Raw genomic sequence first — 18909 nt, forward strand, 5'->3', positions numbered from 1 at the left:
TTGGGGGCTACTACATCACCCGCTATTACTTGGGAGCGCTTTTTCAGCCAGGTATACACTGACGCTGGCGTACTGGGCCCAACCACTGCTGTATCTTCAACCTACATCATTCTATTCATAATTTTTGCGGCATTCTTGCAAGCATCCAAAGTTGGCGATTATTTCGTGAACTTTGCCTTCGCAATAGCAGGTAAAGCCCGAGGGGGGCCAGCGAAGGTCGCCATTTTTGCATCGGGCCTCATGGGCATGATCAATGGTACGTCTGCCGGCAATGTTGTTGCGACCGGCTCATTAACGATTCCGTTGATGAAAAAGGTCGGGTACGAGAAGAATACAGCAGGTGCGATCGAAGCAGCTGCATCGACTGGTGGTCAAATTATGCCGCCAATTATGGGTGCCGGAGCATTCATTATGGCTGAAGTGACGGGAATTCCGTATTCGGATATTGCCATCGCAGCGATCATTCCGGCCATTCTCTACTTTGTGTCGATTTTCTTCATGGTTGACTTTGAAGCAGCCAAATTAGGCATGAAGGGAATGCGAAAAGAAGAGTTACCCCGCGTTTCCAATATGGTGCGCCAAGTGTACCTGTTTGTTCCAATCTTGATCTTGATTGTGGCGCTTTTTATGGGATATTCGGTTATCCGTGCGGGCACCCTGGCTACAATATCGGCAGCTGTCGTTAGTTGGTTTACTCCTTACAAAATGAATTTGAGAAGAGTCTATGGTGCGTTTGAAATCGCGGGGCACATGTCGATTCAAATTATTGCTGTCTGTGCATGCGCAGGCATTATAGTTGGCGTGATTTCGCTCACAGGGGTCGGCGCTCGTTTCTCCAATCTACTCCTGAGCTTGGCTGATACGTCACAATTGCTGGCACTTTTCTTTGCCATGTGTATCGCGATTCTTTTGGGTATGGGGATGCCAACTACAGCAGCTTACGCCGTCGCCGCATCAGTTGTAGCCCCGGGATTGGTCGATTTAGGCATTCCATTGCTGACTGCGCACTTCTTCGTTTTCTATTTTGCGGTCGTATCAGCCATAACACCCCCGGTGGCTCTGGCATCTTTCGCTGCTGCCGGGATTTCGGGAGCCAACCCTCTAAAAACGTCCCTGGCATCATTTAAGATTGGCATCGCGGCCTTTGTTGTACCGTTCATGTTTTTCTACAACTCGACACTGCTAATGGAAGGTGAATGGTTACATGTACTTCGTTCAGGCTTCACCGCTGTATTCGGTATTTTCTTGCTCGCATGCGCTGTTCAGGGGTGGTTTGTAGGAAATTGCGCAAGTTTCATTGTTCGCCTGACTTTGGCAGCCGCAGCTTTCCTAATGATTTCGGGTGGATTGATTACAGATTTGGTGGGCCTTGGAGTTGCAGGTGCAGTGTTCATACTTCAGAAGATTGTTAACCGAGAATCTATGGTCGCTCGTGCCTGACTAACAGCACCCCTAACCGTCTAGTTGAGCTAATCTGTGCAGGAATGTCTGTTTTAATAGACATTTCCGGCACAGATCAGCCACATGTGCTTCCACTCAAAAGGTTGGTAGGGTCACTATTCCTTAGAAGGTATTCAATGACAGCATTTTCCAATCTTCTTAATGAAACACAGAGCTACGAAATCTTAGCTTCAGTCCATTGCCCAATCGCTGCCCGGATGGCGGTTGACCTCGGCTTCAAATATGGAATGGTAGGGGGATCCGTAGCTTCTTTGAGCATGCTGGGAACACCTGACCTTATGTTGCTCACCTCCACAGAGCTCTGCGACCTGGTAAAACGCACGAGCCAGTCGTCGAACTTGAAAATCATAGTGGACGGAGATGCGGGCTATGGAAACGCCCTCAATACGATGCGTACCGTCGTGGAGCTGGAAATGGCGGGAGCAACTGCTGTCACAATCGAGGATACGAATTTACCGATCGCGTACAAACAACCAAAGACCCAACTAATCTCTCAGCAGGAGCAAATTGATAAACTGTCCGCTGCGCTCGATGCAAGACGTTCTGATAGTTTCGGAATAATCGCGAGAACTCAGATCGTTTCTGGTGAAGACATTGAGGCGGTGGCAGAAAGAGTCTTTCAGTATTCTGAGATTGGTGTAGATGGTATATGTTTAGCTGGCGTGAATGATCCTGAGCAGTTGGAGTTGATCTCAACAGCCAGCAGCAAGCCAAAGATGCTAATTACCTACGGTAGAAAAAATACACTCACGGAAGAGATGTACTCTAGCTTCAATATCAAGCTACTCCTAAATGGCCATTCACCTTTTGAGTCGTCAATTGTTGCCACCTATCACGCGTTGTCGGAGTTGTCTGGCCGTACGCCTTCAGATAATGAGCTTCATTATAAATCATTAATTGGACGGTACACAGAAGAAAGATGGTTTGATAGTTCACTGGAACGGTACTTGCGGATATTCGGATAGAATTAAGTATAATATGGAGAAGCCCTATATTTCCTGGTTCAGAAACGTTGCTCCAAATCACAAATATGAACTAAATCACGGGATTGAATAGTTAAAATATAATTTTTATTTATTCAATTAGCGCTGACAACTTCGCTGAACTATAAACTGCACATGAGTAAAAAGGCCAGGATTTTATAGTTGATTGGTGTAAATTCAGTTCTTTTTTTAGCTCAGCCCAGTCGCATAACAAATGTTCGCTTTTGTTATGCGACTGGAGGAGCCTGTTCGAAACCCGAGGGTGATCATCGACCGGGGCTGTCAGCGTCTGCGGCATCCAGGAACTAAGGAGCCTAGTTACGCATTTAGATCTCGATACTCTCAGCTATCTCCAGAGCATCCTCGACTTCGACGCCAAGGTACCGCACGGTGCTCGACATATTTGTGTGTCCCAATAGCAACTGTACAGCTCGAAGATTCTTGGTCTTCTTGTAGATCAATGTTGCTTTGCTGCGTCTCATTGAATGGGTTGCATAGACCGAAGGATCAAGTCCAATGCTGGTAATCCACTTTTTGACAAGACGGGCGTATTGATGAGTAGTGATATGGTCAAACTTTCGCATCCTGCTCGGCCACAAATAATCCATACCCGAGAGTCCGCGCAACTCGATCCATGCTTCGACCGATTCGCGCGTCTTTTTGGTTATCTCAAACTGAACAGGCTGACTGGTCTTCTGCTGAATGACTTGCGCCCGATCCAGAACCTCACCGTTTCTGGAAATATCTCGAACCAAAAGCTTTACCAGATCGCAGGATCGGAGTTTGCAGTCAATTGCCATGTTGAACATCGCCAGCTCGCGGATGTTCTTTGCAATCTCTAATCGAATGCGGATTGCCCATATTTGTTCGAGTTTGAGCGGTAGCTTCTGGCCAACGAGCTTTCCCTTGTTCCAGGGAGCTTTGCTGATAGCAAATGTCATGACACGGCCCTCTTCGGAGGGTAAGGGCCTTTAAGTATGGTTCAGAAGACTGTTTCCTGCTGGCCAACCTGGTCGCAAAGCGAACATTCAAAATGGCAGTCTGTTTGAAGCTCGGAAGCGTCGAGCTTCCTAGGAGAAGTCCCGGCGGACAGAAGCTTTGATCGGGTCTAGGGCGGAATAAACCATGCACAGCGCCAAAGCTGGCAAACGCCACCATTTTATTCCCGCCTTGAATGTCGGGCTATTTAAGAGAAGCGCAACATTTTACGCCGCAGCCGGCACTGGCACCCGGGGCCCGCGTCAGAGGTTAATGGGCAAGTTGAAAAAACAAGACAGCAGGGTTGCTCGCGGTAATTACCGGTGCCGCTTTTCGATTGTTGATTCAGGGTGGATGAGCTCGGCAGGACCAGCTCACTCACCCCGACCAGCCATGAAGTTAAATCCGTTTTTTAATCAGTTCATAGCCTCTGAAATTGTCGTGTTTAAAAAGCGTGATTTCTTGACCAAGGTTAGAAACTCGATACTTTGCTGCAAACCCGAAGTCAATTACCTCATTCTTTGCCTTGTCAGCCGTGTAACGCTTTCTGGATGAACTGGGGAGCTCACCGAAAAAACGCCTTAGCGAAATTTTGTGCACGGACTTTGGTGGCAAGTTTCTCTGTTCCGATGGGCGCGTAATAATTTTCCCACTGTAATAAATAGATAAAGAGTCCAAGCGTAAGAACTTTTCCGACAAATTTTCAATATGAAGGGTTTTATCGGCAATAAAGATAGACAAGTTATCGTCGTTCTTTGAGAAGCGCGCCGGCAGAAGATTGCTAAAATCTCTGGACTCAATGGTGACGTTGACCGAAACCTTAGGCGCCTCCCCCCCGTTCACGGTTATCTGGTTCGGGCATTCCATCTTGAAGTGAAAATTGTGCATATAGGATGCCCCGCACTTCATCGAAAACCTGGTGGACGCCAGTAAGTGCCGCCATACCGGGCGGAGTTTTGAGTCTGCGAGATCGTCGATTAACTGGGCTGTGTTTTGATCAATTTGTGCGACCGGGAACAGCTCACTCGGTTTTCTTGGTTTGGGTGAGGTAACCTGAATCAGGCCCTCAAAAGGGATAGCATTGGATTGGTAAAAGCCAGACCGGTCGACAACGTTGATCGTTGGTCGAATCGCTGACTGTTCATACGCTGAAATTTGCGCGCTGTTGGTCTTCCATTCTTTCCACAGCCCATCATAAACACGGAACACGGCTGCAACATCGAGGCTGGAATTAACAATGGCTTCGTCGACAGCCTGTTCGTATGCCTCTCTGTCAAACAGCAGGCTCGTGAAGCGTCCCGTCCCCGTTGCGCCCATAGTCACGCCGAGGAACATTGCGTTCACCACCGCATTTCCAGCCCCCATGCTTTCACGACGAAACAACGCCGCTGAGTCTGTCTTGCAAGTCCGTCCATTGGCTTTAGCACCAGGTGCGGCGAGCCCGAATCCCAAATAGCAGTCTATTTCAGCCGCCGTATCGAACACCGGCTGCATATCATTGAGTCGAACCCAAGGCTCTGACGTGGGCCCCGGCGACGCCGAAAGGTTACTAAATGTGTAACCGTCATCAGACTTTACCAACAGAGCGTAAAGCTTATGTTGGCCAACATTGTCACGTTTACTGGTGGATTTGGCCGGTGTAGAACTGCACCCCGACAACAAGACAAAAGAGATCAAGGAAAGAACAACCACGAAGATTTTCAAAACACCACTCCTTCTTTATTTTTGCATTCCTTTAGGGCCAGCGTGAAAGTTTGGGGGGGCGGATGTTTGATGATTGCGAGTCACCTCATCTTGTGCTTCGATTGATGGGGATTTCGAGCAAAAACGTTCATGGCGGCTTCTTCCTTATATCTCCAAGATAATCAGTTTATTTTCTGCTTATTGGAAGTTTTCCGACCCACCATGACACAGAGCAGAACCCAGCAGTAAACCCCATACCAGCATCCATTGTTTGGCCATGAACCGAGGTCCTTACCTCGATTATTGAGAGAATTATAGAAACTTATTCTATTCGATTAGGTCATTGAAATCTGGAAGTAATTAACACTTTGGTTCTGCACCACACGACAGAGCCTACCAATCGCAGCCATGGCAAGTGCGTTTGAGCCCAATACGGGGTCAGTCCCCCAAAAACGAGGAATGGCGTTACCTCGAATTGAGGCTCGCTAACATCCGCTTTTGTTTAGCTCGGGTGGTGGCAACGCGAATGTTCATACTCTGGAGTAACGCTGAGCGCACTCGCGTCCTTGATGCAGAAAAGCGGAGACGAGGGCGGTGGACTTCCGCGTATTGTTAAAAACATTCACAGGATATAAAAACTTAAACGGTAGTTTTAATACCCTGCATCCCCGACTACTTTTCACGATAAACCGCAAGAATATCTAATATCATGACTTGGCAGGTTTTCAAGATGCATCTTCATTACCTTATAACCTCTACTGAAGCCCACTTTGACAACTGCACTTTTACTATCTACGACGTCTAAAGTGAATCTTTTTGCATCCTCAGGGTTCATCACTTGAACATCATAGGGATAAGCATTGCTACCCTGAATTTCATAAGGCGGATCGTAATCGAACCTTATCTGAAGCCAACCATTTGCTAGGCCACTTGTTGGATCTATCTTTACGGAAGTCAGCTCTCCGCTCGAACAAATAATATTAATTCTCCCACCTACACTGCCGGCAGTGAATATCGATCCAGTACTATTATCGAGCCCAATTGAATATATATTCTTTACTTGACCGGTCACGGGATCAGCCTCCTGGAATGAGCGATTATAACCTGAACCAACTCCGTTAGATGCGCAACCCAAAATAACCAAAGAAAAAGCAAAAGTCGTAGTAATTTTTTTCATTATTATGTCCTTGTGTTTTTTCCAGAATATATCCCTTAAAATACCTATCAGTAAATCAACTCGACAGCTTCCCATTCACGCATATTATATTGATACGGCTTCACTGAATCGCATTTTAGCCGAATTCGATACTTCCCGGTTTTTTAGTAGCTTGACAGCTTCTTCGAGCGTAAACGCGTACTTTAGATTAGTGCTATTCTGCAACGTCTCTCCCGTGGTTTTCATCTTTTCTAGGCTCTGGGGGTTCTCCCCCGTTACTGCGGACATTCCTAAAAAGAGGCTGGCTTTGGCGCAACGTGCCAATGTAGCAAAAATGACCCCAGACAAAGAATTTCAATCTATAGAGGAGCATTGCCACGCCCCCATTTTGAAACCGATTTTGGGGAACGGAGTGGAACCACAATTTTTTACTTCCGCTAGTAAACCGTTGTAAGTCAACCCGGTCCTAGCCGCACTCTATTCACCGGACTCCAGGCAAGCCATATACCAGTTGTTACTGAAATCAGTCATCGCGTCCCGCTTGAATTCTTCTGAGCCATACCTAGGAATCTTATAGGCTTCTTTGATGATGCTCTGCACCATGGGCATGCCTTCTGTCGCTTTCATCATCTCCGCCATGGGAATGTTAGCCTGACGATTACGCATCACATCCCTGGCCAAATCACTGACATCTTCACATGAAGGTTGCTCCGCTAAAGAAATGCTAGGTAGAACAACCAAAAAATACAGCATTAACTTCCTCATTCTTATACTCCCTTGTCGTTTTTTCCTCCGGAGTATAGATCGGAATTCGACCAGTGCTTGAGGAAGTGACGTAAATGAGAACTAGGTCATCCTGACCTGCACCCACCTTCAGGCTCGAAGCTCAATCACTTGGGGTAGTCAGCAACTTTTTTGACACACCAATCTCCTTGACCCTGACCCGTATTGAGCCCCGAATTGCAAAGTGTGGCTACTTAATCATGGCCTCAAGTGTAAACATCCCTGTTTCAGTTGCATCGCGAATTAGAGCCTTTCTCTGTGGTCGCATAGTGGGCATTCAGATGGTCCGATAGCGCTAAAACTTTGCAGCGCTTTTGAACCGCGAAGCTATGGAAAACTGCACGTCAACATTGGCTTGTTAGGCTAAAAAGGTTCGTCGTCATCCGGATCAAACTCTAGCCAACCATCGCCGATTAGCAGGTTCCAATGGCCGCATTTTGGACAGGCCTCTTGGTTGCTCTCAACGAGAGACTTACAAAAAGCGCATTCGGCTTTGCTTTTTACGTGTTTCTTGTACTCTTCACTTTGGCGATAGGAGTGCGCTTGAGCGAAATGTGGATTACTCGCAAGAAGATCGGAAAACATGCCCTCAGTGACCTCTCCGTAACCCATTATTGTGTGGCGCAAATGAGTTTCAGAAAAGAATATCGCCAAGCTGAGAGAGGTACCAATGATGTACTCTGCTTCTTGAGATGCGATTGACCAGCTATAGTGCTCAATCGCATTGCGAGTTCTCTTGATCGAGCGAATCAACTTTTCATCTTTCTCAGAGAACTCCAGTCCGCCAATTCTTTTTAGCCGAGTTATCGCCTTGTCTAAACTGACAGTCTTTGCACCCAGATCCGGAAAGTTATCTACATTTTCCCAAATGAGAGATGGATGAATTCTTCTAAGCCGTTCCTTTAGCAAGAGCTCTATTGCATGAGCGACCGCCAATATGGCCCGCTTGTATTTCGTCGAGGGTTCCATCTCGCCCTCATAGGCCAATAGGTCAACTGCGTGAACAATTGAATCTCTGGCGTTGTCTAGCAACGAAAATTCAATACATTGTGTATTCATCGTCACATATTAACGTGATCTGACGCTTGCGCATATGCACCGAAGAATTGAGCCGAAGGCACAATGTAATAGCCATCACCTTGCAAGGGTAAACATCCGTTTTTCAGTTGCATTGCTGATGGGATTTTTCCGTACGTTGGTGGTCCACCAGGTATTCCCAGGGTGCCAAGCCCTCCATTGAATCTTGGGCGGCCGAACGTTCGCTTTTGTTTAAAAGCTGACAATCAGATGTGGCAGCCCTCCGCCGCCTCAAGAATCAGGTCGGCCGCCTTTTCAGCAATGGCGATCGTCGGTGCGTTGGTATTGCCACTGATCAACCGCGGCATAATGGACGCGTCCACTACCCGCAGCCCTTCGAGCCCGTGCACTCTGAGCTGCGGGTCGACCACTGCCATCCTGTCAATGCCCATTTTGCAGGTACCCACCGGGTGGTAAACGAGGCCTACTTTTTCCTTTACCTTTTCAATAATCTGCTCGTCCGATTGGCAATCTGAGCCGGGGTGGATTTCCTCACCCCGGTACTCGTCAAAGGCTTTGGCGGAAAGGATCTGGCGCGCCTGGTGGATACCGTCCACCATCACTTTGCAGTCATCGGGTTCGGCAAAGAAGTTGTAGTCAATTTCCGGCGCTGCAAAGGGGTTGGCTGAGGTGATGCCAACGGTGCCTGTGCTCTTGGGCCGCAGCACACAGACATGCACCGAGTAACCGGGTTTAGACATAAGTTTCAGGTTACGGCCGCTGTCATCGAACAACAGCGGTAGCATGTGAAGCTGAACATCCGGGCGATCAAGGGTTTCGCGGGATCGAATAAACCCGCCGGCCTCGGTGATGGACTTGGCCAGTTTGCCCTGTTTATTAACCATGTACCGGACCGTATCGGGGAGCATTTTCAGCAGGCCCAACACCGAGGCGGTGAAGCCATTGTTCTTTCGGCTTGAGACCAGCACGCAGGCGTCTACATGCTCCTGGAGATTCTTGCCTACGCCCGGTAGTTCGTGATGGCATTGAATACCCAGTTTTTCCAGTTCGGCCCGCTCTCCGACGCCGGAAAGCTGAAGCAACTGGGGCGAATTGATGGCGCCACCGCTAAGAATGATTTCCCGATCTGCGCGCAACACCCGGTCCTGGCCTTTGTGGCGTAGCTCCACTGCAACAGCGCGCTTGCCCTCGAACACCACTTTTTTGACGTGTGCGTCCGTAAGGACGGTCAGGTTCTGGCGATTCATGGCCGGCTTCAGATAGGCATCGGCCGCACCAAACCGACGGCCATTCTTGATGTTCAGATGGAAATAGCCCACGCCTTCCTGGTTGGCGCCGTTAAAATCGCTGCTGTAGACAAAACCGGCCTGCCGCGCCGCGTCCACGAAAGCCTCAGACATGGGGTATTCGGCCGATTCCGGGGCACTGATATGAAGGTTGCCACCTTTGCCGTGGTAGGGAGTTCCAGCCAGCGTCTCGTGGTGTTCCGATCTAATGAAGTAAGGCAGCATATCACGATAACCCCAGCCTTCATTGCCAAGCGCCTGCCACTCGTCGTAGTCCTCTTTCTGGCCGCGCACGTAGAGCATACCGTTGATTGACGAACTGCCACCCAGCCCTTTTCCCCTGGGGGTAAACAGAGGCTGACCACCGCGCAGTTTCTGGTCGGGCCTGGCGTTGAATGCCCAGTTGTAGGTTTTGAGAAACATGTGGGCGGCAAAGGCGCCGGGTGTGCTGATGGTGAACGAACCCTTGCCCGACCCTGCCTCCAGCACACAAACCGAATATCGACCATCAGCTGACAAACGATCCGCCAGTACGCAGCCGGCAGAGCCGGCACCGACCACGATGTAATCGAAGCTCTCGTTCATCATTGCTGCTCCACCGGTTCAATGATGGCGAAGTTTGCCTGCGGCTGTTCCAGCATTTGCAGCAGGCCAAAGAAGGCATCTACCGAGCCTTCAACCTTTATTTCACCTGCCTGCACTGCCTCCGGGAAACTGGTTCTCTGCAAAAGGATCTTATCGAGTACCGCCCTGGGCATACTCACACTGGCGTGTGCTTCTTCGTCCAGCTCCCCTGACCGGTGAGTCAGCGTGGCATTCTGCAGGTTGAGCCGGAAATCCTCGCCCAGGTCAGTGATCGACCAGTTGATCACCAGGTGCTTCCCAGCCGCTTTTTCCGGGTCGACCTTGACCGCCAGGGCATCGAAAAACATGCTGGTTTCCAGCGCCTGCATCAGATCCGGCTGCAAACCCACATGTTTCGGCGCAATTACCCCATGGCGCAATTCGTGTGCGCCAACCAGATAGGCGCTGCGCCAGGTGCCCGCCTCAGCCTGATAGCCCAGCTGCTCCAGAGCGTCCGCCCCCAGCTCTCGCGCTTCGCGATTCTCGGGGTTGGCATAGACCAGATCTCGCATCACCGATGCTACCCAGCGGTAGTCGCCGTCGGCGAAGTCTTTGCGGGCCTTGCGGAGCACTTCTGCCTCACCGCCCATATAGTCAATGGTGCGCCTGGATTCTTCACGGGGTGGCAGGGGGTTGAGGTTGGCGGGATTGGCGTCGTACCAGCCCATGTAGCGCTGATAAACGCCGCGGGCATTGTGGCTGACAGTGCCGTAATAGCCGCGGGCCGACCATTCCTGGCTCAGGCTTTCAGGCAACTGCAGGTTTTCGGCAATATCCCCGGGCAACATACCTCGGTTCATCATACGGACCGTCTGGTCGTGGATATGCTTGTAAAGGTCCCTTTGAACTTCGAGGAAGTGCGTGATCTCCTGCGGATTCCAGATCGGCCAGTGGTGCTGGGCCACCAGAATATCCGCACGATCACCAAAGCGTACCAGTACCCTGTCGATGAACCGGGACCAGGCGCTGGCGTCCCGGATAGCGGCTCCGCGGATAGTGTAGATGTTATGCAATTGCTGGCTGGTGATCTCGGCGGTGTTGAGCACCCGGAACTGGGGGAAATACATCATCATTTCCGATTCCGCCTCGGTGCCATGGGCCATCTGGAATTCGATTTCGATACCATCGATGGTCAGGGTGGCGTCGTCCGGCACCGTATCTGTGGGCGCAATCAAACTCAGCGGTCCACTACCCAGCGCCTTGCCGAGCCCGGTATCGACATGACCTCTCACACCCGGCGTCAGGCCGGCACCAAACTGATAGGTGGCGCGACGGGTCATGGCATTGCCGGCAATCACGTTCTCGGCAATGGCATGCTCCATGAACCCTTCCGGAGCGTAGACCCGAACCTTCCCGGCCCGGACATCCTCCTCACTTACCACCCCTTTCACACCCCCGAAATGATCCGCATGGTTGTGTGTATAAAGCACGGCCACGACCGGCTTCCTGCTTCGGTGCTGGTAATAGAGTTCCAGAGCCGCGCGGGCCGTGGCAGGTGTCAGAAGGGGATCGATAACAATCAGTCCGCTGTCGCCCTCGATGATGGTCATGTTTGACAGGTCCATGTTTCGGATCTGGTACATGCCCTCGACCACTTCGAACAGCCCATGAATGGCATTCAGTTGTGCCATGCGCCAAAGGCTCGGATTGACCGAATCCGGAGCTGCATCGGCCTCCAGAAAAGCATAGGGCGCCATATCCCAAGCCACATGCCCCTCCTTATCCAGTACCCTTCCATTGGGTAACGCCCCAATAAAACCCCGGCGCGCATCTTCAAACGATTGAGTGTCAGAAAACGGCAGTGCATTCAGTACCGCCTGATTGAACTGCGCCGTCGCCTCGGTAGCCGGCTTGGACATGTCGGCATGAGCAATCATCGGAAACAGTAAACCGGCACTTAACGCCGACAGCGCGGCCTTCTTGAGTAGGGGTAACATGCGAAATCTCCTGTTTTTGGCGGCATCCGGGTTTTATTGGTTGTGCATGGCGCGCCAGGTAACTGCAGTTTGAAGCGGGATTTTGAGCTTATCCAATGCAATGTTTATTGACTTTCCATGCGCCTGACGCATAGTTCAGGTTATGGATACAAGACACATCCGGCATTTCATGGCGTTGGTTGAGTGCGGCAGTTTCGCCCGCGCTTGTGAAGTCGTGCACCTGTCCCAGCCTGCCCTGAGCCGCAGCATCCAGGAGCTGGAGCGCCAACTCGGTGCAAGGCTGTTCGATCGGGGGCGCTTCGGGGTGGTTTTGACCGCGCACGGGCGAGCAGCCCTGCCTCATGTCCGGGGCCTGCTGGCCGCGGCAGAGTCTTTGCGACAAGAAGTTGAAGCCATTGATGAGCTTGAAACAGGGGAGCTGAGTATCGGCACCGGGCCTTATCCGGCGCTCGCCCTGATGGACAGGGTCTGTGCCAGATTTGTTGATCGGTACCCGGCCATTCGCCTCAATATTCGAACCGATAACTGGCAGGAACTACGCCTTGCGCTGCTGGATCATGAGATAGAACTGTTTGTGGCCGATACCGGCGAATTGTCGGGCGATCCGGACCTGGAAATAACCCACTTGCCACAGCCCGAAGTTGTTGTGTTTTGTCGCCACGACCATCCGCTGACTCGGGAGGAGGCAGTGGTATGGGGAGATTTGCTGGATTATCCATTGGCCATGACCCGTCTGCCTGAGGATATGGAGAGGAAGGTTCAGACCATGAGTGCGCAACAAGGGGGGCTGAAACGGCGAATCGAGTGCGACAATATCGCCATGCTCGCGGCCATTGTTTCTGGCAGCAAGGCCATCAGTATCGCACCCAGACCGATCGTGGCCGGCTTACTCAATAGCGGAAAGGTGAAAACCCTTCCGGTAACAGGGATTGAGACTCTGCAGACCCGGTATGGTCTCCTGCAGCGCAGCGGGAGACCCCTTTCCCCTGCAGCAGTTGAACTGCGTTCCATGGTTCTGGAATTGGCAAACCTGGAATGACCCGCCAACGTGGCACCCGCCTCCCAGCCAAGATAGTAGATTGCTCAGAAAAACTGCCAATTGAGCCTGCTGCGACCCACCACCTTTAAAACAACATATTGCTACATATCGATAGAATTGCCTCCCAGACCTGCCTTACGATCCCAGAAAATCCAGTACAATTTTCTCAAACCCTGAAGTTCCGAATAAAAACCTATAAAGCAATATGTTGACATATTATTTTGGAAAGGCGTATTTTTAAACTGATACGGCTGGATACTGCGTCAGCTTGCGGCCAGCCCTCCTAACAACAACAAACCGGACACAACAGGTGAATCAGATGGATACAGGCATCACTCTCAATCCGGAACGCCGCGCCGCCATGGTCGAGATTGGCGCATGGAACAACAAGCTCATTACCGACTATCTGGACCAGGCCGTGGCCAGCACCCCGGACCGGGAAGCCATCGTCGGTTACCAGGTCACCGGTGACACCCGCACCGCTCTCACCTATCGCCAGCTCAATGACAAGGTCACCCGCATGGCAGCGGGCCTGGCGGCCATCGGCATCGGGAAAGGCGAGGTTGTGGCCTGCCAGTTGCCGAACTGGTGGCAGACCACAGCCCTGCACCTGGCCTGCATGCGTATCGGCGCCATACTGAACCCCCTCATGCCGATCTTCCGGGAGCGGGAACTGCGCTTCATGCTCAAGCATGGCGAAGCCAAACTGCTGGTGATTCCAAAGGTCTTCCGGGACTTTGACTACGAGGCCATGATCGACGGAATCCTCAACGAACTGCCCAATCTTGAAACCCTGCTGGTGATCGGCGGCGAAGGCGAACGCAGCTTCGAGCAGGGCCTGATGGAGACCGCCTGGGAAGAACAGCAGGACACCAGAGCCCTGTTTGCCGAGCGCCAGCTCACCGCCGACGACGCCATTCAGATCCTCTACACCTCCGGCACCACCGGTGAGCCTAAAGGCGTCATGCACAGCTCCAACACACTGTTTTCCAATGTGCGACCCTACGCCGAGCGCCTGCACCTGACCCCGGATGACAAGGTACTGATGGCCTCCCCGCTGGCCCACCAGACCGGCTTCATGTACGGCATCATGATGCCCATATACCTGGGCACCACCGCCATCCTGCAGGACATCTGGGACGCGGAACGTCTGCAAGGTAATTGGCGCCGAGAAACCGGCCTTCACCATGGCCGCCACACCTTTCCTGGCCGACCTGGTCAAGACCGCGCCCAAGCACGAGGGCGAACTGGATTCGCTGCGCATCTTCGTTTCCGCCGGCGCACCGATCCCCAGCGCTGTGGTCGAGCAGGCCGGCAAGGTGCTGAAAGCCAAAATTGTCTCAGCCTGGGGCATGACCGAAAACGGCGCGGTCACCATGACCTGCCCGGAAGATCCGGCCGAGCGGGCCAGCCAGTCCGACGGCAAGGCCCTGCCCTGGATGGAAGTGAAAGTCACCGACTTCCAGGGCAACGAACTGCCTGCCGGTGAGGAAGGCAGCCTGCTGGTTCGCGGCTCCAGCCTGTTTATCGGTTACCTGAAGCGCCCGGAACTCTATGGCGTGGACGAGGACGGCTGGTTCAACACCGGTGACCTCGCGCGCATGGACAAGGACGGTTATATCCGCATCACCGGTCGCACCAAAGACGTGGTGATCCGGGGCGGCGAGAACATCCCGGTGGTGGAGGTAGAAAACCTGCTCTACAAGTACCCGGGCATCGTCGATGTTGCCCTGGTGGGCTGCCCCGACGAACGCCTGGGCGAGCGCCTGTGCGCCTACGTGACCCTCGACGAGAACGCCACCGACCTGACCCTGGACCAGATCAAGGCCTACCTGACCGAACAGCAACTGTCCAAAAACTACCTGCCGGAATACCTGGAAGTGATTGAGGCCATGCCCCGCACTGCCTCCGGCAAGATCCAGAAATTCAAGCTGCGTGAGCAAGCCAAAGAGGTGCGCCTCGAACCGGCCAAGCGCAGTTGACCCATTTGATTTAACAACAACAGGAGCAAGTCATCATGAGAGGCCTGAACGGAAAAACAGTCATCGTCACCGGTGGTGGCGGCGGCATCGGACGCGCCGTGTGCCAGCGCTTTGCCGAGGAAGGCAGCCTGGTGGCCGTACTGGACCGTGACGAAAACGCGGCCCAGGCCACGGTAGACCTGATTACCGAGGCAGGCGGCGAGGCCAAGGCCTACGCCGCAGACATCACCGATTATGCCGCGATCACTGAGACCGTGGCTGCGATGGAAAGCGATCTGGGTGTGCCCACGGTGCTGGTCAACAATGCCGGTTTCGACCGCTTCATGCCATTCCTGAAGACCGAACCAAAACTCTGGGACCAACTGATTGCGGTAAACCTCACCGGCGCCCTGAACATGCACCACGTGGTGCTGCCGAAAATGGTGGCCGCCGGTGGCGGCAAGGTCATCAATGTGGCTTCCGATGCCGCACGGGTCGGTTCCTCCGGTGAATCCGTCTACGCCGCCTGCAAGGCCGGGCTCGTGGGCTTCAGCAAGACCGTGGCCCGGGAACTGGCCACCAAAAACGTGTGCCTGAACGTGGTCTGTCCCGGCCCCACCGACACCGCCCTGCTCAAGGGTGTCGCGGAATCCGCACCCAACCCGGAAAAGCTGCTGGAAGCCTTCCGCAACGCCGTGCCCATGAAACGCCTGGCTCAGCCCGAGGATTACCCCGGCATCATCGCCCTGCTCGCCAGTGACGACGCCAACTTCATCACCGGCCAGGTCATCAGTGTGTCCGGCGGCCTGACCATGGCCGGCTAACGCCCACTTTCACGAACACGGAGAACACAGCATGAATTACGAAGACATCCTGTACGACGAAACCGATGGCGTCGCCACCATCACCATCAACCGCCCGGACCGCTACAACGCCTTCCGCGGCCAGACCTGCATGGAACTGATCGACGCCTTCCACCGTGCCGGCTGGAACAAGGACATCGGCGTGATCGTGTTCACCGGCGCCGGCGAGAAGGCCTTCTGCACCGGTGGCGACCAGGGCGCCCACGAGGGCCAGTACGACGGTCGCGGCCTGATCGGCCTGCCGGTGGAAGAACTGCAGCGCCTGATCCGGGAAGTACCCAAGCCGGTGATTGCCCGGGTCAACGGCTTCGCCATCGGCGGCGGCCACGTGCTGCACGTGATCTGTGACCTGAGCATCGCCTCGGAAACCGCCATTTTCGGTCAGGTTGGCCCCAAGGTCGGCTCCGTCGATCCCGGTTTCGGCACCGCCTATCTGGCGCGGGTTGTGGGCGAGAAACGGGCCCGGGAAATCTGGTACCTGTGCCGCAAGTATTCCGCCCAACAGGCGCTGGACTGGGGCCTGGTGAACGCCGTGGTACCCCCGGAGCAGCTGGACGAGGAAGTGCGCAAGTGGTGTGACGAGATCCTCGAGAAGAGTCCGACCGCCATTTCCATCGCCAAGCGCTCGTTCAACGCCGACAGCGACAACATCGCCGGCATCGGTGCCCTCGGCATGCAGGCCCTGAGCCTGTACTACGACACCGACGAGTCCAAAGAGGGCGTCAACGCCTTCAAGGAAAAGCGCAAGCCTGAGTTCCGCAAGTACTACAAGTAACGGCCCGATAGCCCGGAGAACACCATGAATTTCGCTTTCAATGAAGAACAAAACGCGATCCGCGAGGTTGTGGCCCGCTTCAGCGCCGAGGTGCTGGCCCCGGGCTATCGCAAGCGGGATCAGGAAGGCGTGATCGAGCGGGACGTGATCCGCCAGCTCGGCGAGATGGGCCTGCTCGGTGGCGAGCTGCCCGAGGAATTCGGTGGCAGCGGCATGGATTGCGTCACCAGCGGCCTGATCATCGAGGAAATTTCCAAAGGGGATTTCAACGTGGGTTACATTCCGCTACTGACCTCGCTGAACGGCCAGATCATCGCCAGCCACGCCGCGCCGGACCTGGCAAAGGAATGGCTGCACGGCATGACTACCGGTCAGAAGGTGGCTTGCATCGCACTGACCGAACCCCATGGTGGCTCGGACGCTGCCAACCTGCGCCTGAAAGCCGAGAAAAAGGGCGACATCTACGTGCTCAACGGCGAGAAAACCTCCATCTCCATGGCCGACCAGGCTGACGTGGCGGTGGTGTTCGCCCGCACCGGCACGGTGGAACAGCGCGCCTCCGGGATCAGCGCGTTCCTGGTGCCCATGAACACGCCGGGCATCACCACCACCCGCTTTGAGGACAATGGCCAACGTGCCATCGGCCGCGGTTCGATCTTCTTCGATAACGTGGAAGTACCCGCGAGCCACATGATGGGGGAGGAAGGGAAAGGCTTCAAACAGGTCATGCAGGGTTTCGACTACAGCCGCGCCCTGATCGGCCTGCAGTGCCTGGCGGTGGCCCAGCAGTCCCTGGAAGAAACCTGGCAGTGGCTGACCGAGCGTACTGCCTTTGGCCAGAACCTGTCCGCCTTCCAGGGCCTGACTCATCCGCTGGCGGAATACCAGACCTACGTTCATGCCGCGCGCATGCAGTGCTACCATGCGCTCTGGCTCAAGGACAACAACCTGCCCCACAACGCCGAGGCGGCGATGAACAAATGGTGGGGTCCCAAGCTCGCGTTTGATGTGGTGAAACAGTGCCTGCTGGCCCATGGCCACACCGGGTGGGGAGAGGATTTACCGTTCGCCCAGCGCTTGCGGGATGTCCTGGGGCTGCAGATTGGTGACGGTACCGCGCAGATCATGAAGAACATCATTGCGCGTGAGTACCTGCCGAAGTGACGCGTCCCATGCCTTCCGTGATTCAGGACGCCGAGAACCGCCCTCGCCGGCCCAACCGCCAGCGGGGCACCAAAGGAGCACAGATGATCGTCAACGAATCCGGAGGCATTCCCAACCGCCTGTTTTTCCGCCTGTTCCAGACCGGAAACATTCTCCAGCGTCAGGTTCAGAATGAAATGGGCATCAGCGCCGTGCAATGGGCGGTGCTCGGGGCGCTGTCACGGGAGGGTTTCGAGGAAGGCACCTCGTTCAATCAGCTCAAAGAGTACCTGTACGTCAGCCGCCAGAACCTCGACGGCGTGCTCAAACGAATGGAACGGGACGGGCATGTCATTCGGGTACCGGACCCCCAGGATCGGCGGGCCAGACTGGTGGTATTGACCGAATCTGGCCGGACCTTCTGGGATCGGCTGCAGGACTCGATTGCCGAGTTTTACCGGCAGGCCATGCAGGGAATGAGTTTTGATGACAGCGTCAGCCTGCTGCACCTTCTGAAAAAACTGCAGCATGAACTTATCGATATTTCCCTGGACTCAGCCACCCCCGAGAAATAATGCGGGATAAATGACGAGGACGATCCAACCAGTACCGGCAATCAGGCCGGTTCAAACCGCTCCTGCAGCCACGCCTTGATATCGTCAGACTCGTACAGCCAGCGGACACTGCCATCCTCTTGCTGAATCTTCAGGCAGGGCACCTTGACCTGACCACCGCCAGCCTCCAGCTCTGCCCGATGCTCCGGGTTATGCTGGGCGTCCCGGGTTTCGATATTGAGGCCGAGCCGGGCGATTTCCTTCCTTACCTTGATACAGAACGGGCAGGCTTTGAATTGGTATAGCGCCAGATCCTTGCTGGCCTCGTTGGCCCTGGCCTGGTCATCAGCGCTTCGGGTGACGCTTTCCGGCGTGCTAAGTTTTTCACTGAGCAGCATGAAAGGTGTCAGTATCAGGCGCAGCGTTCGGAAAAAATAACGGATAACGACTCTCATGGGTACGGTTAAAGCTCCGGGTTTCCAGTTAACGATTGCTTCAAAGAGGTCGGCACTCAGGATTGATTTGCGTCCCTCATAGCGGTGTACGAGGATATCATTTCAAAAGATGAAGTGTTCAGAATAACGGGTGCTGAACCCTCACTGGGTGTGGTGGGTGTGGTAGGGAGAGTGTATCAGCCGAATCGGA

At 53.8% G+C, this 18909-nt stretch carries 15 protein-coding genes and 2 pseudogenes; 9 read left to right on the forward strand and 8 right to left on the reverse strand.

Annotated features, from left to right (window positions below; all coding sequences use genetic code 11):
- Positions 1 to 24 precede the first annotated feature (24 nt).
- Together ABNF92_RS08730 and ABNF92_RS08735 are read left to right on the forward strand one after the other, a co-directional pair.
- A pseudogene (locus ABNF92_RS08730) lies at positions 25 to 1440 on the forward strand (TRAP transporter fused permease subunit); the annotation flags it as partial.
- Between the two features lie 137 nt (positions 1441 to 1577).
- On the forward strand, positions 1578 to 2426 hold the full coding sequence (locus ABNF92_RS08735) for an isocitrate lyase/phosphoenolpyruvate mutase family protein (RefSeq protein WP_239036324.1): 849 nt from the start codon (positions 1578 to 1580) through the stop codon (positions 2424 to 2426).
- Between the two features lie 344 nt (positions 2427 to 2770).
- On the opposite strand, the gene ABNF92_RS08740 is transcribed toward ABNF92_RS08735, so the two are convergent.
- From ABNF92_RS08740 to ABNF92_RS08770, 7 genes are all read right to left on the reverse strand, one after another.
- Positions 2771 to 3385, reverse strand: coding sequence for a tyrosine-type recombinase/integrase (locus tag ABNF92_RS08740; RefSeq protein ID WP_239036323.1), 615 nt, complete (start codon positions 3383 to 3385; stop codon positions 2771 to 2773).
- Positions 3386 to 3821: 436 nt separating this feature from the next.
- Positions 3822 to 5126: a hypothetical protein gene (locus tag ABNF92_RS08745; protein WP_349343918.1), complete on the reverse strand. Its 1305-nt coding sequence runs from the start codon at positions 5124 to 5126 to the stop codon at positions 3822 to 3824.
- A gap of 658 nt (positions 5127 to 5784) precedes the next feature.
- Complete coding sequence (locus ABNF92_RS08750; protein WP_349343919.1) at positions 5785 to 6282, reverse strand: hypothetical protein; 498 nt, start codon at positions 6280 to 6282, stop codon at positions 5785 to 5787.
- 456 nt (positions 6283 to 6738) lie between these two features.
- On the reverse strand, positions 6739 to 7026 hold the full coding sequence (locus ABNF92_RS08755; protein WP_349343920.1) for a hypothetical protein: 288 nt from the start codon (positions 7024 to 7026) through the stop codon (positions 6739 to 6741).
- A 381-nt stretch (positions 7027 to 7407) separates the two neighbouring features.
- Entirely contained in the window at positions 7408 to 8109 is a 702-nt protein-coding gene (locus ABNF92_RS08760) for a hypothetical protein (protein ID WP_349343921.1), read from the reverse strand.
- 218 nt (positions 8110 to 8327) lie between these two features.
- Positions 8328 to 9956 (reverse strand): choline dehydrogenase, encoded by a 1629-nt coding sequence (locus ABNF92_RS08765; RefSeq protein WP_349343922.1) that lies wholly within the window; start codon positions 9954 to 9956, stop codon positions 8328 to 8330.
- Positions 9953 to 11929, reverse strand: a complete 1977-nt coding sequence (locus ABNF92_RS08770; RefSeq protein WP_349343923.1) for an alkyl sulfatase dimerization domain-containing protein — start codon at positions 11927 to 11929, stop codon at positions 9953 to 9955. Before ABNF92_RS08770 ends, ABNF92_RS08765 begins: the two co-directional genes overlap by 4 nt.
- A gap of 142 nt (positions 11930 to 12071) precedes the next feature.
- Between ABNF92_RS08770 and ABNF92_RS08775 the strand changes: the two genes are divergently transcribed.
- The 7 genes and pseudogenes from ABNF92_RS08775 (at position 12072) to ABNF92_RS08805 (ending at position 18285) form a co-directional block, all read left to right on the forward strand.
- Entirely contained in the window at positions 12072 to 12968 is an 897-nt protein-coding gene (locus tag ABNF92_RS08775; protein ID WP_349343924.1) for a LysR family transcriptional regulator, read from the forward strand.
- 361 nt (positions 12969 to 13329) lie between these two features.
- A pseudogene (locus ABNF92_RS08780) lies at positions 13330 to 14446 on the forward strand (AMP-binding protein); the annotation flags it as partial.
- A 123-nt stretch (positions 14447 to 14569) separates the two neighbouring features.
- The gene (locus tag ABNF92_RS08785) at positions 14570 to 14950 is read left to right on the forward strand and encodes a hypothetical protein (RefSeq protein ID WP_349344072.1); all 381 of its coding nucleotides are present in this window, start codon (positions 14570 to 14572) and stop codon (positions 14948 to 14950) included.
- Positions 14951 to 14985: 35 nt separating this feature from the next.
- The gene (locus ABNF92_RS08790; RefSeq protein ID WP_349343925.1) at positions 14986 to 15753 is read left to right on the forward strand and encodes an SDR family oxidoreductase; all 768 of its coding nucleotides are present in this window, start codon (positions 14986 to 14988) and stop codon (positions 15751 to 15753) included.
- Positions 15754 to 15784: 31 nt separating this feature from the next.
- Positions 15785 to 16567 (forward strand): enoyl-CoA hydratase-related protein, encoded by a 783-nt coding sequence (locus ABNF92_RS08795; RefSeq protein WP_349343926.1) that lies wholly within the window; start codon positions 15785 to 15787, stop codon positions 16565 to 16567.
- Positions 16568 to 16591: 24 nt separating this feature from the next.
- Positions 16592 to 17731 carry a cyclohexanecarboxyl-CoA dehydrogenase gene (gene aliB, locus ABNF92_RS08800; protein WP_305965611.1) on the forward strand — a complete coding sequence of 380 codons (1140 nt, stop codon included), beginning with the start codon at positions 16592 to 16594 and terminating at the stop codon, positions 17729 to 17731.
- Between the two features lie 83 nt (positions 17732 to 17814).
- Complete coding sequence (locus ABNF92_RS08805) at positions 17815 to 18285, forward strand: MarR family transcriptional regulator (RefSeq protein WP_209399140.1); 471 nt, start codon at positions 17815 to 17817, stop codon at positions 18283 to 18285.
- A gap of 41 nt (positions 18286 to 18326) precedes the next feature.
- Here ABNF92_RS08805 and ABNF92_RS08810 read toward each other — a convergent pair whose 3' ends face one another.
- Positions 18327 to 18719, reverse strand: a complete 393-nt coding sequence (locus ABNF92_RS08810; protein WP_349343927.1) for a glutaredoxin — start codon at positions 18717 to 18719, stop codon at positions 18327 to 18329.
- Positions 18720 to 18909 lie beyond the last annotated feature (190 nt).

Origin of the sequence: Marinobacter sp. MMG032, assembly GCF_040112695.1 — a bacterium.
Lineage (GTDB): Bacteria > Pseudomonadota > Gammaproteobacteria > Pseudomonadales > Oleiphilaceae > Marinobacter > Marinobacter salsuginis.